This window comes from Dyadobacter sp. CY356, assembly GCF_021440195.1.
In the GTDB taxonomy this organism is placed as follows: Bacteria; Bacteroidota; Bacteroidia; order Cytophagales; family Spirosomataceae; genus Dyadobacter.
This window is the reverse complement of record NZ_JAJTSZ010000008.1, coordinates 60,230-74,172: the sequence shown is the minus strand read 5'-3', so window position 1 is coordinate 74,172 and position 13,943 is coordinate 60,230. Positions and strand designations below refer to the sequence as shown.

Annotated in this window: 10 protein-coding genes; 5 read left to right on the top strand and 5 right to left on the bottom strand. The window is 39.9% G+C overall.

Going from position 1 to position 13,943, the window contains the following annotated elements; all coding sequences use genetic code 11:
- Positions 1 to 657 precede the first annotated feature (657 nt).
- From dnaK to LXL81_RS22590, 3 genes are all read left to right on the top strand, one after another.
- Positions 658 to 2,562: a molecular chaperone DnaK gene (dnaK, locus tag LXL81_RS22600; protein ID WP_234649112.1), complete on the top strand. Its 1,905-nt coding sequence runs from the start codon at positions 658 to 660 to the stop codon at positions 2,560 to 2,562.
- Positions 2,563 to 2,643: 81 nt separating this feature from the next.
- Positions 2,644 to 2,952 (top strand): hypothetical protein, encoded by a 309-nt coding sequence (locus LXL81_RS22595; RefSeq protein WP_234649110.1) that lies wholly within the window; start codon positions 2,644 to 2,646, stop codon positions 2,950 to 2,952.
- Positions 2,949 to 3,779 carry an SDR family oxidoreductase gene (locus LXL81_RS22590; protein WP_234649108.1) on the top strand — a complete coding sequence of 277 codons (831 nt, stop codon included), beginning with the start codon at positions 2,949 to 2,951 and terminating at the stop codon, positions 3,777 to 3,779. The genes LXL81_RS22595 and LXL81_RS22590 overlap by 4 nt, the downstream gene beginning before the upstream one ends.
- 83 nt (positions 3,780 to 3,862) lie before the next feature.
- Here LXL81_RS22590 and LXL81_RS22585 read toward each other — a convergent pair whose 3' ends face one another.
- Positions 3,863 to 6,322 (bottom strand): prolyl oligopeptidase family serine peptidase, encoded by a 2,460-nt coding sequence (locus tag LXL81_RS22585; protein WP_234649106.1) that lies wholly within the window; start codon positions 6,320 to 6,322, stop codon positions 3,863 to 3,865.
- A gap of 316 nt (positions 6,323 to 6,638) precedes the next feature.
- On the opposite strand from LXL81_RS22585, the gene LXL81_RS22580 reads away from it, so the two are divergent.
- Positions 6,639 to 7,067: a hypothetical protein gene (locus LXL81_RS22580; protein WP_234649104.1), complete on the top strand. Its 429-nt coding sequence runs from the start codon at positions 6,639 to 6,641 to the stop codon at positions 7,065 to 7,067.
- 176 nt (positions 7,068 to 7,243) lie between these two features.
- Positions 7,244 to 7,633: a VanZ family protein gene (locus tag LXL81_RS22575; RefSeq protein ID WP_234649102.1), complete on the top strand. Its 390-nt coding sequence runs from the start codon at positions 7,244 to 7,246 to the stop codon at positions 7,631 to 7,633.
- Here LXL81_RS22575 and pgi read toward each other — a convergent pair.
- The 4 genes from pgi to LXL81_RS22555 form a co-directional block, all read right to left on the bottom strand.
- Positions 7,612 to 9,261: a glucose-6-phosphate isomerase gene (pgi, locus tag LXL81_RS22570; RefSeq protein WP_234649100.1), complete on the bottom strand. Its 1,650-nt coding sequence runs from the start codon at positions 9,259 to 9,261 to the stop codon at positions 7,612 to 7,614. The two genes, LXL81_RS22575 and pgi, sit on opposite strands and share 22 nt — an antisense overlap.
- A 220-nt stretch (positions 9,262 to 9,481) precedes the next feature.
- A complete protein-coding gene (locus tag LXL81_RS22565; protein ID WP_234649097.1) occupies positions 9,482 to 10,318 on the bottom strand; it encodes a sugar phosphate isomerase/epimerase in 837 nt (278 codons plus the stop codon).
- 147 nt (positions 10,319 to 10,465) lie between these two features.
- The gene (locus LXL81_RS22560) at positions 10,466 to 11,662 is read right to left on the bottom strand and encodes a DUF5009 domain-containing protein (protein ID WP_234649096.1); all 1,197 of its coding nucleotides are present in this window, start codon (positions 11,660 to 11,662) and stop codon (positions 10,466 to 10,468) included.
- 40 nt (positions 11,663 to 11,702) lie between these two features.
- Positions 11,703 to 13,895 carry an alpha-galactosidase gene (locus tag LXL81_RS22555; protein ID WP_234649094.1) on the bottom strand — a complete coding sequence of 731 codons (2,193 nt, stop codon included), beginning with the start codon at positions 13,893 to 13,895 and terminating at the stop codon, positions 11,703 to 11,705.
- Positions 13,896 to 13,943 lie beyond the last annotated feature (48 nt).

The following is a 13,943-nucleotide window of genomic DNA, read 5'->3' as shown; positions in this document are numbered from 1 at the left end:
TGATATGCACATTGAACGAATCTTCTGAGCATTATTCCGAACACTTCCTTTTAAGTTTTGGGGATTTTTCTGATCAATAAAACCGTTACTCCTCATCTTTCGAACTGTAACTACCTACATCTATCAGTTATTCTCATATAGAAAGATGGTCTGACTGACATAAATGGCATATTTACCTTCACCTTTTAAATAAAATCGTCATTTAAGTCAGTGTTTGTAACTTCCGGAAATATGGCCGGAATCGAACTCGGCGCTGAGAATAATTCTCATAGACAGAATTTCGGTCTTCTCAATTTAGAAAAAGAAATTGGGAAGAGGTGTTGAATCTTTTAGATATACATTTTATTTTATTGAACAAAATATCTCCTGTTCTTCAATGATTTAGCTATCAAAATGGTAATTTAATCTGCCGATAATCTACGTAATTATATCGGTGAGAACGCGATCTATATGAAATGCCTGGTCTATTCCAGACTATATCTAATTTCTAAATAAGCACTTTTATAAGGCTGTCAAAACTGACAGTTTGTCACTGCAATTGTCCATTAGTGCAGTTTGGTACGGGCTTTTTAAAGAATACTGAAACACGACATGAATTTGAAAAAGATCTTTGTTGTGGATCAGGAAATAAATAAAATTTAACTTTAATATATAAAAATGGGAAAAATTATTGGCATAGACTTAGGAACCACTAACTCCTGCGTAGCTGTCATGGAAGGTAATGAGCCTGTCGTAATCGCAAATAGCGAAGGTGCTCGTACGACTCCTTCTGTGGTTGCATTTATGGATAATGGCGAACGTAAGGTAGGTGCGCCTGCTAAACGTCAGGCAATCACCAATCCCAAGCATACGATTAGCTCCATCAAGCGTTTCATGGGTAAAAAATATGATGAGGTTTCCAGTGAAATGAAAACCATCGCATATAGTGTTGAAAGAGGCCCTAACAACACTCCACGAATTCCAATTGGAGACCGCTTATACACTCCGCAAGAAGTTTCAGCATTCATTTTGCAAAAAATGAAACAAACTGCTGAAGATTATTTAGGGGTAGAAGTAACAGAAGCAGTAATTACTGTTCCGGCTTATTTCAATGATGCTGAACGTCAGGCTACCAAAGAAGCGGGTCAAATCGCTGGTCTGGATGTTAAACGTATCATAAACGAACCAACTGCTGCTGCCCTGGCTTATGGTCTTGACAAGCAACATATCGATATGAAAATTGCAGTTTTCGATTTAGGTGGTGGTACGTTTGACGTATCGGTGCTTGAATTGGGAGACGGAGTTTTCGAAGTAAAATCAACTGATGGTGATACGCACCTTGGTGGTGATGATTTTGACCAGGTAATTATCAACTGGCTTGCGGCTGAATTTAAAACAGATGAAGGTGTAGATCTTACAAAAGATCCTATGGCTTTGCAACGTTTGAAAGAAGCTGCTGAAAAAGCAAAAGTTGAATTGTCAAGCTCGACACAAACGGAAATCAACCTGCCTTATATTTTCCCGGTAGATGGTATTCCTAAACACCTTGTTCGTTCATTGACTCGTGCCAAATTTGAACAATTGGCAGACAGCTTGTTCCAACGTATGATGGAACCTTGCAAGAGAGCGATGAAAAATGCAGGTTATTCAAACAGCGATATCAGCGAAGTAATTCTTGTAGGTGGATCAACCCGTATTCCTCGTGTTCAGGAAGAAGTTGAGAAATTCTTTGGAAGAAAACCTTCGAAAGGTGTTAACCCTGATGAAGCTGTTGCTGTTGGAGCTGCAATTCAAGGTGGTGTATTAACAGGTGAAGTAAAAGACGTTCTTTTATTAGACGTTATTCCTTTGTCTCTTGGTATTGAAACTTTGGGTGGTGTTTCTACAAAATTGATTGAAGCTAACACGACAATTCCTTCCAAGAAAACAGAGGTATTCTCAACTGCTGCTGATAATCAGCCATCTGTTGAGATCCACATCCTGCAAGGAGAACGTCCTTTGGCGAATCAAAACCGTACTTTGGGTCGTTTCCACTTATCTGATATTCCACCGGCACAACGTGGTACTCCTCAAATTGAAGTAACGTTTGACGTTGATGCCAATGGTATCCTGCACGTTTCTGCAAAAGATAAAGGAACCGGAAAAGAACAAAAAATCCGTATTGAAGCTTCAAGTGGATTAACCGATGCAGAAATCAACCGTATGCGTGAAGAAGCGAAAGCGAACGAAGCATCTGATAAAGCAGAACGTGAAAAAATTGAAAAGATCAATGCAGCAGACAGTCTGATTTTCTCAACTGACAAACAGTTGAAAGAATTTGGAGACAAATTGTCTGAACCAAATAAAACTGCGATCGAAGGTGCACTTGCTGAATTGCGTACTGCACACCAGACTCAGGATTTGGGTTCTATTGATACCGCAATGGAAAAACTTAATGCTGCATGGCAGGCTGCTTCTCAGGAGATGTATGCTCAGGGAGGCGAAGGTCAGCAAGGTGCTCCTAACCCACAAGGAAATGGAGAAGCCAGCGAAAGTACCGGAGCGGAAGACGTTACAGACGTGAATTTCGAAGAAGTTAAATAAGGAATATGAATTGAAAAAATCCCCTTCGAAAGTTGGGGATTTTTTTTCAGCTAAAATTTAAAAAGTGCGTAATTAATCTTCATGGGTACGTCATTAAGCTGGATAAAATCCTGGCATAAATTTTTAATACTAAGAGCAACACATTCATCACTTAATCAGATCAAACCGACTTTTATGGACGCAATGATGACATTACCTGAATTGAGATATTTGTCTCCTACTACACGTGAAAAAGCAATGACCATTGCGCAGGAATTAATCAAAACATCAAACATTTCCCCAAAAGACGCTATCGCAAAAGCAATTTTAATCGCAAAAAACTGGGCTGTCAAAAATGTAACAAGAAGTGTCTGGAAGAAGTTAAAATCAATCGATAACGAAGCGATATGAGTAATCCTGATCAGCGGTTTGTAGATAAAGTTGTTATCGTTACCGGTTCAAGCTCGGGTATAGGAAAAGCTTGCGCCATTTATTTTGGTCAGCTTGGAGCAAAGGTTGTTGTAAATTACAGTGGAAATGCGGAAGCCGGACATGAAGTTCTTGATGAAATTACGCAAGGTGGCGGAACTGCCATTCTTGTTAAGGCCGATGTGAGCAAAGAAGAAGAAGTTAAAGCAATGTTTAACGAGACGATTGCTAAATTCGGAAGACTTGATATTCTTGTCAGTAATGCCGGATTACAACAGGATTCTTCATTTTTGGAAATGACCTTACAGCAATGGCAAAAGGTTATAGACGTGAATCTTACCGGTCAGTTTTTGTGCTGCCGTGAAGCTGCCCGTCAGTTTGTAGCCCAGCAAAAAGTTGCCACTCAGGATCAACCCGATCATAGTGAATTATCAGTTGGGAAAATCATATTGATGAGTTCCGTACATGATATTATTCCGTGGGCTGGTCATGTTAATTACGCTGCTTCCAAAGGTGGAATAATGATGTTTATGAAATCAATTTCGCAGGAACTTGCGCCGCATAAAATACGGGTAAATTCTGTCAGTCCGGGTGCGATTAAAACGACTATCAATAAAGAAGTTTGGTCAGATCCTGAAAAATATAAAGGTTTGTTAAACCTGATTCCATACAAAAGAATCGGTACTCCGCAGGACGTTGCAAAAGCTGTTGGATGGCTTGCCTCGGATGATTCTGATTACGTGAATGGAGAAACACTGTATATTGATGGAGGTATGACGCTATATCCCGAATTTGCAGATAATGGCTGATACCATCTTCTCAGGCTGTATATGAAAAAGCACCAGACGGTTTTGTCTGATGCTTTTGTAAACCAGGGACTTTAATGGTCCCTTTATTTTTTAACAAAATCTCCTTTCTCATCAGACCAGTCGTTCCCAAAAAATCCTGCCATCTTCACTCCTTCAACACCGGATTTCAACATCTCTGCTGAAAAGATCATCAGATCAGCAAAGCCACTTCCGCCGCTGAAATATTGATTTGCATTTGCTGCCTTAAATCCTTTGATACCTGTTCCGGAGATTATAGAAATTGATTCCGTTTGGCTATCCTTTCTCGGCCAGACAAAATACGCCGCCAAATCCTCGCCGGTAAATTGAGATTCGCCCACAAAAATTTTCCCTCTTGAAACTTTTACCGGGCAATCGGCAAGCAGTTTATTCCAGGCCAGATTATTTTCTGAGTTTCCGTAAAGGACAATTCCACGATCCTGAAATTTTGCCGGATCAAAATCTTTATCTGTAACAATATCAACCGCACCATTACCACGAAAATACCAGGTTTCTGAATCAAATCTTGCTTTTTCGAATGCCCATGCATTTTCTTCCGGTGATCCTTTGGTAGCGTAAACATAAACCATCCGGCTTTTAAAACCATCTTTGAAAGTTCCGTTACGCGCAGGCCCTTTTTGTGTTAAATCAGGTTTTGAGGTAATTTCCCAGTTACTGCTCTTTTTCAGATAAATTGTTTCATCACTATTCTTAACTGTATAAGGAATGGCGGCAAGACTATCAAGTGAAATATTGATAGTTCGTCCTGTATCAAAACCGGTAAGATCTAAGGAAATCAAAGCAGCGTTTTCTGTTTTCCCCGTAATGTTATTTTTAATTTTATCACGGTCAAGTTGAATTCTGCTGTAATTAAGTGGGGAAATCTGCTGGTAAATTCCTGCCCAACGCATTTTGTAAGAAATGCCAGGATTAGCTATTTTAATGTCAATGTGATTATCAGCTGTATCTTTTTTTATCTTATGCCAGCTGAAAAAATTAAAAATCGGTGCCCAGTCAACGCTCTCGTCACCATACCAATGTTCACCTCCCGGATACTCGTAATAACTAAAATCGTTATGAAAGGTCCCCAATAATTTCCTCATCTGACGCGCGTATTCAACTGAAACCGTTTTATCAGCATCACCGTGCGCAATGTAAACTCCGAGACTTTTATAATTTGTAGCCAAGGCCAAAACATTACTCGGATTACTGGCCCGCAGTAAAATCGCTTCCATTGGAATTGCTGAATTTTCAGGAATCTGTCCGTCATGCGAACCATAAGACGAAAGATTTGGATAACCCGCCGAAGGTGCAATAGCCGCCCAATTCCCCGGATATGTAGCTCCCAGAAACCAGGTTCCGTGTCCGCCCATAGAATGTCCGGTTAAATAAATGCGCGACGGATCTGGTTTATATTGTTTTTTTGCGATTTCTAAAACTTCCAGAGCATCCATCCTTCCCCAGTCCTCCCAGTTAAAACCACGCGGACGACGGTTGGTGGGTGCTACCACCACACCCCAGTCTTTTGGTTTGTAAGCACGTGCCTGATTAATCGCCTGCACTTCCGCCCCATGAACGGAAAGGAAAAGAGACGGCGCTTTTCCATCTGATTTACTTTGTGGAGCAACGCTGTAATACTGTACACTTCCATCTATATTACTTAAAAATGTGCGGCTATAATGTTTGCCTTCCGCAATAGATTCGAGTTCTACATTTGTCTCGTCAATTACTTTTCTGTTTTGTTCCAGCTTGATACTGACCTTATGTTTTCCAATTGACAATGAATCACTTGCACCAACCAATATACCCACTTTTCTGCTGCTCATAGGTGGTATTTCTGGAAGTTTTGTCGTGATCAATTTACCTGAAAGATCCGTGCTGGCCTCCAAATCTGAAAGTTTTTTTGATGTGTTATTCAATACTACGATTCCCATCCATAAGGAATCATTTTTCAAAGACGGAACAATGTGCGGAAGTGTAAGATCATCAGTATTGAAGGCAATATTTTTTACCGGAAAAGTCAATTTGGCCGTAATTCCGCCAAATCTTCCGAAGCGGGCTACTCTGATATAAAATTCATTATTGCCCTTTTTAAGCTGAACCGGCAAATGCATCCAGCCATACCGATAGGCATCTCCACCTCTTGGCACACCGTTGACATAAACCATATCATGACCGGTAATGTTCAGCAAAACTGATTGTTCTTTGGGAGATTGGTAGGTCAAATAGATGTAACCATTGGTAAAAGCTTCCCCTCGAAAACGGCCGGAAGTATCCGATTTGACTGGTTTCCATTTTAATTCTTCTCCCTTTTCATTTTTAATAAAAACGCTCCCATCCTGCGGTTTCGACAGAGTCCCGGAATAAAGCTGATAAGCAAATTCATCTTTATAAATTGCTTCACGGCCATATTGATGACACGGCCCGACAGCCAGACCGTCTGTGAATTTATAAGTGGTTTGTGACCTGGCAGGATTTAAAATACAAATAAGAACAATAAAGAGGCCTAAGATAATTTTTCGCATAAAGGATTTAACTTAAATAAAAGATTGCATAAAGGGTTTTAGATAATTGAATATTTTTTGTTTCCATATAAATATGAAATCAGACAAAAATAAGTATTTCAATTCTGACAGAACAATCGCTATTACTTCCACAGCAACTTATAACGTATCAATTCCGACAATTAAATGTTGCAAATATCTAATTATCAGCATTTTATATTTAATAAAAAAATTTAATAAATATTTTGGTTTTGTAAACCTTTACTCCTAAAAAAAGCAGAATTCCCTTCCAACCTTTTTCGACCTTTCTGCATCTTATCATTATAAAACATTAGCCATGAAGAAAATAATTATTATCGGTTGCCTCTGGTTTATATGTCTTGCATGCAGGAGTGAAAACGATAAAACACCTCAGGCACAAGAGCAATATACCAGTGTGACGTATCGCAGACTTACCACGGTATCGGTTTCCGGAATTCCCTTGAATGTCACTTTATTGGAAGTAAATGACAGCCGGTGCCCGATCAACGCCTCTTGTATCTCGGCAGGAAGTGTAAATGTCAAATTCAATATAACCGATGGCACTTACAGTACCAGTGCTGTCATTGCACTGGTTAATGATAATAAAGACACAAGCACTCAGATTTTTAAATTGGGAGGCCAGAAGTATTCAATCAAAATGCAAAAAGTTTCGCCTTATCCGGAGCTTCCGCAAACATCAAAATTAGAGGAATACCAAGTCAGCATTACTATTGCGAAAATATAAATCGTAACCTCTCTTTAAGTGTATTTGACTAAAAGCTGCACCAACAAAACCTGGTGCAGCTTTTTGTTTTGAATTATAAAGGCATCCATTATTAACAAATAAGGATGAAGCGTCAGTCAGCAAAGAATTACCAAAAAGTCAGTTTACCTTTGTAGGATATAATTTAAGACTGAACTATGCAGCCAGATAATTCTTTTCAGATTTTTCTTAGTTTTCTTTCCAGAAATAAAGCGATTGCCATTTTCTGGACTTTACTTATTTTGCTGGCTTGCAGCTGGCCCGGAAAGGATATTCCGGAAGCGCCTGTGGTTGGTTTTGACAAATTGGTGCACGCCGGATTGTTCGGAGGATTTACCGTTTTATGGCTTTTAATATATCCACAAAAATCGATTACTGTAATCCTGGCGGGCATTGCCTATGGGGTTGGCATTGAATTCTATCAAGAAATAATGCCACTAGACCGAACATTTGATTTGTTCGATATAGTGGCAGATTCTATTGGTGTTTTTTTAGGTTTCGGTTTTAAAGCGATTGTGCTTGACCGTTATCTCCAGCGTTTGTATTGATTGATCAGACTGTTCGTTGAGCTGTCGTGATTCGTAGCCGGCCAGTCATTTTGAAGTTCAGGATAAATCTTGTTTGCCAATTGTTTACCAAGCTCAACACCCCACTGGTCAAAGCTGAAAATATTCCAGATAATTCCCTGAACAAAAATCTTATGCTCATACATCGCAAGCAAACTTCCCAATACTTTCGGTGTAATCTTTTTAACCAAAAACGAGTTGGTTGGTTTATTACCCTGGAACACTTTGAACGGTGTTAGAAAATCTATCTCTTCTTTACTTTTACCTGCTGCCTTCAATTCTGCACTTGCTTCGTCATACGTTTTACCATTCATAAGTGCTTCTGTTTGCGCAAAGAAGTTTGATAAAAGCATTTTATGATGCTCTCCGATCGGATTATGGCTTACGGCAGGTGCAATAAAATCACAGGGAATAACTTTTGTTCCCTGGTGAATTAGCTGATAAAAAGCATGTTGCCCGTTTGTACCTGGCTCTCCCCAGATAACAGGCCCGGTCTGGTAGTTAACAGCTTCTCCATTACGTCCCACATATTTTCCGTTACTTTCCATATCACCCTGCTGGAAATAGGCTGCAAAACGGTGCAGATATTGGTCGTATGGCAAAATGGCATGTGTCTGGGCATCGAAAAAATTGTTATACCAGACACCAAGTAATCCCAGAATCACAGGAATATTTCTTTCCAGTTTTGTCGTTCTGAAATGGTTATCCATATCATGCGCACCAGCCAGCAATTGCTCAAAATTATTGAAACCAACGAAACATGCAATAGACAAACCGATAGCTGACCATAACGAATAACGACCGCCTACCCAGTCCCAAAACCCGAACATATTTTCAGGATCGATACCAAATTTTTCTACTTCGGCACGGTTGGTTGAGATGGCTACAAAGTGCTTTTTCACATGCTCCTCATCTTCTGCTTTTTCCAAAAACCAGCCACGAGCCGTAAGCGCGTTTGTCATAGTTTCCTGGGTGGTAAAAGTTTTGGAAGCGATCATGAACAAAGTCGTTTCAGGATCAAGTGATTTTACAGTCTCCGCGATGTGCGTACCGTCCACGTTGGAAACAAAATGCACATTTAAACCTTTTTTTCCATATGATTTTAGTGCTTCAGTTACCATTACAGGTCCCAGATCACTTCCGCCAATACCGATATTAACGATATCTGTAATTTCTTTTCCTGTATATCCTTTCCATGAACCGGAACGTACTTTATTGGAGAAATCTTTCATTTTTGCCAATACCTCGTTGACATCCGGCATGACATCTTTTCCATCCACCAAAACAGGGGTATTGGACCTGTTACGAAGGGCAGTATGTAAAACCGAGCGTCCTTCGGTGGCATTGATTTTTTCTCCGCTAAACATTTGTTCAATAGCATCAGACAAACCACACTCCTCCGCAAGTTGAACCAGATAAGCTCTGGTACGGGTCGTAATCCTGTTTTTAGAATAATCCAGAACGATATCGCCAAAACGCAAAGAAAATTTACGTGCGCGGTCCGGATCTTCAAGAAAAAGATCTTTTAAATGTTTTTGAGAAATTGTTTTATGGTGGGTTTTCAGCTTCTTATATGCTGCTGTCTGATCAAATGGTGTCGATTGAAGCATGAGTTTAACAAATTTATGTTTAAAAATCAGTTGAAAATTTAGGCCCTTGTTATGAAGGCCACTATTATGTTAACACAAAAATAGCGTTTTAAGGCTCTTTTGAGCACCAGAAAAACATGAAAATAAGCAGCATTAACTTAAATAGTTGTTTATCAGTTCATTCAAAAATCAGAATGGGTCAAAAAACCTTTTCTTGCATGGTAAATCGAAATTACATAGATCAAACCGCATCACAAACGCCCTTATAATAACCAACTGACTCCGCAATTCCGGCCAGCGGATCTTTCATATCCTTCTCATATTCCAGACTGCACATACCGGAATACTTTATTTTTCGCAGCGTTTTTATGAATAAAGGAACGTCGATAACGCCACGGCCAAGTTCACAGGTTGTGCCGTCGTGCGTGGCGGAGGTTACGTTTTTAAGGTGTATATCAAAAATCCGTTTCTGATATTTTTCGAGATCAGCGATGGGATCATTTCCATAGCGGGCATCATGACCCATATCAAAACAAATCCCGACACCAGGATCTATATCCTTAATCAGATTGTAAACTGACATTGCATTGGGATATAACTTATCACCCGGCCCATGAATATGAATGGCGTAGCGAATGCCAGATTCTTTAACTTTTTTAGCAACATATGGCAAATCTGCATGGTTGGGAATTCCGACAATTAACTTCACACCTACCCTTTTTGCATAATCAAAAGCGTTGTCAATTTCGGTTGTAGTCTTTGCGTAAATAGGCCCCACGCCGTAACCTGTCACGCCCGACTGTTTCAGCTTTTCATGAAAGGCAGCAATTTGTTCGGCAGTGCTTGTATAAGGCAGATGAAAGTCTTTGATGCAAAGGTAATGGACATCGGTTTTCTTCATCATTTCAAGCGACTGATCCAGATTGAAATTGACAAAACTAAAACCTGCCATTGCAAGCTTGAACAAGTCTTCTTTCTTTTCTTTTACCAGAACAAAGAATTTTTCCGGCATCGAAATTATCGAACCAGCCATCAAACCCGTAATTCCTTTTTTTACAAATTCACGTCTTTTATTCATCCTGATTTCGTTTTGTAAACAGATTTCAAACTATAAAGTCAAATAGCCGGAAATATACCAACGCGGAAGACTAAACTACATAAATAGATTTAATGTACATTTAATACAAAGCATCTGCTTCGTTTATTACAAAGAAAAATCATGTTTTTAAATTTTCAGTTTGATACCAATCCTGTTGATTAAACCGGTTATCAAAACTACAACCAGGGAAAAAAGTAAGGATTTAATGATGCCAATTATTCCTGTTCTCAAAAAGATCGGCAAACTGATTCCGGCCAGGGCAATTACAGCATACCAGATATAAGGAATCAGGTAACAGGTTAACGTTGAAGTTCCGGCTGGTTTCAGGATTTCGGCCCAGCTTTTCTTTCCTTTCAAATCAGTCAGCCAGTAGAAAAAAGCAAAGGCAATAAAACTGATACCGCTGCATATACCAACCCAGGCAGGAGTTGCCCTGATCTTTGAAATACCCCAGAATGGTCTCGTTCCAAAACCGTACGCAAAAGATAGTATGCCCAAACCTATTAGGACAAGCAGAAATGTAGTGGGCATCATTTGCTTAGAATATTTTCTATAAATGACTGAAGCAATTATCCCGCCCATAGCAAATCCAGGCATAGATCCGCTGCCGACTATCCATACATGCGGGCGTATTTGATGCAGAAAACCAAGTGCGCCCGAAAACTCAGCCATATTAAAGACTGCAAAAAACACCCAGACCAGGATAATTAATGCAACGTTATCACCGAGAAGTAAATAAACCAACGCACAGATAAGATACGTCCAGCCAATAAGTCCAAGAATTCCATACCAATGTGTCTGCATCCAGACAATATGATCAGCTTCCCCACCTTTGTAAATTACCGCAAGTCCGATAAGGATCAGCAGCCCAATAAATTTTAAAAGTCTGTAAACAGATTTATTTTCAGGCTTGTCGGGATAGACATTCCAGATTAAAAAGAAGCCAATGACCATAAATATTTCCCAAACGTAGGTGCTAATAATCATCCCATCGTTTGCGCTTTCAAGATTCACTGTGAAAATTCCCATCAAAAGCAATGCAACCGTTCTTTCGACGATATGCCTTATAATAGTCAGGTCGCTGTCACCCTTTGATTTTCTGTTGGCGATAGCAAAAGGAATTGAAAGGCCAACGATGAAGAGAAAACATGGAAAAATAATATCAGAAAAACCCATGGCGTCGTCTTTGGCCGCACTATGCTCCAGCCACTGCGGAACACCTTCCAGCGTCCAGAGGTCATTTACGAATATCATAATGAACATGGTCAGTGCCCTGAAAATGTCAATGGAATCTAACCGGATTATAGAAGATTTTGAAGTCATGTTTTGTATATTTTCTGTGTTGAGAAATCGTAAATTATTTCTATTCTAAAACCAGCCAGGTATAACTTCGGGCAGGAATCAGAACGGTTAGCGGCACATTAAATTCTCTGTCGACCTGATACGCTTTTGCTAACCCTTCCTTTTCCCTGATTTTCAAACTGGTGTGTTTTGATGTATAATATACAGGAAGTTTTATATCTCGGGTAACGCTTTCATTCAGTGGATTGTAAAGCATTACCAAACCCTTTTCCTTCAAACCCGGATTAACATGCATAATTCCGTCCCAATCCCGGCCATCGGCACGGCGCAGGTGGATAATGTCGGAATTTAAAATATCACGGTATTTCTTATACCAACTGACTACTTCGATGACTGTCTTTTTTGTAAGATCCGTATCATATAACCTGGGGCCACGATAACAGGCCTGGATTCCGGCTCCGTAATATTGCATCATCAATTGTTTGTACGCATCCAGATGTTCAGAAAGCGGCTCCAGAATAGCTTCCGGCCCACCCCCCTGATATTTTGTAAGCGGCACAAAACCCCAGACCATGGATGGGATTTCATTCCACATGGCATCGAAAATATTCTGTCTGTTAAGAATCATTTGCTGCTCACGCGAAAGCGAGAAATTTACCTCACGGTAACCAAGCGCAGTTTTGTTTGTCCCGTCAAGAAAGTACCAGTCAGGCGCATTGACATAAATGCCATTCTCATTACACCAGCGATATAATCCTTTTTGCAATTCCATTTGCTTCCATTGTGAATCTTCCAGTCCCAAGTGGCCCGGATGTGTGGCAGATGCACAAACATCTCCGGGATATGGTCCGTCATTTTCAAAAATATTGAAGCCGGTGGCAGTCATGAAACGTTTTAAACTTTTAATATAGCCCAGTCCCCATTTGCTTCCCATACAAGGTGCGTTGCCAAAAAACGCACCTCCGGGTTTTCCGGTTTTTGGATCAATCACGTCATCCTCCACGCTGATTTTCCTTGAACTGAAAAGGGAATAACTTCCGATGAAAATATTTTTACTGTGGGCATAATCTGCCAGTTCTTTCCACTTTTTCAGATTGGCTGCTGTGGTATCTTCCATGTTACAATGGCTGCCAAAACTTAAAATTAAAGCTTCATAACCCGTTGCAGCACACTGATCTATTGCCGTGCGGACTTCCTCATCGTTTTTACTGACAAGATGCATAAAAATCGGGTTACTTGTGGTCCATGGCGCAATTGTACGGTACATCTTCCGTACAGCCAGTCCATTTCTCTCCCTGTCATATTTGTCATTCAACAACTCATAGGTCCTGACAGATTCGAAAAACTGACCTTTTTCAAGTACAATTCCAATGTCTCTTTTGGGATAGACTTCCAGTAAGCAAGGCGTTTTAAAATCATAATTTACCTGTGAAGTATACAACGGATCGACTTTCCAATGCGTGGCCTGATCGCTCAAATGATAGCGCATCGCATTGTTATACGCGAAGTTATTTTCAATATAAATCCCATTGGGTTTTGACATTTCTTCCGGTGTGCCAACTACTGCACTTTCCTCCTCAACAACCGCGAGAATTTCATTAACAACCTGATTGATAGTTACCGGAGAACCTGTATTATTTTTAATGGTTACCCATTTGCTGATCAGCGGAATACCATCATAAAGCGAATAATGGACAACCACTTCCAGTCCTTTTAACGCGGGCAACGCGGATGCATAATGAAAGGAAACAGTTTTGCCCGTAGCATTTTTTTTATTGCCGGTCCACATAGACGTCTTCCAGTTCAGGTATGGCTTTATATCCTGAATTTCGTAGGTGGTATAGTGAAAGGCACTGTCGGAAGATTTTAACTTGTCAACCCATTCCGGTAATAAATACGCATTTTCTTTTTGTCCGTATAAGCCACCAATATTATAATTTATTCCATTTACTGTAATTCTGGCTTCCGCTTTGACCGCTCTCAGTAACTGCTGACCGTTCGAAAGGTTTTTAAAATCTACACAACCAAGATCCGGCGAGATTCGAAATGTCCTTTTCAACAATCCGTTATACAGAATGATATCTTTTCCGTCCGAACTTTTAAATATCTCCGCCTTTTCTGTGAAAGGCCGGACGAGCCAGTCTTGTGGTTTTTTCCTTTCAAGATCGGGTTTCCAAATGGATATATTCTGGGCATTTGTCTCGAATAAAACACAACAATAAAGGAAGGTTAAAATTTTAAAATTAATACTCATTTTATCAGGGAATCTTATGTTTAGGAATTTTATCCTAAACATAAGATT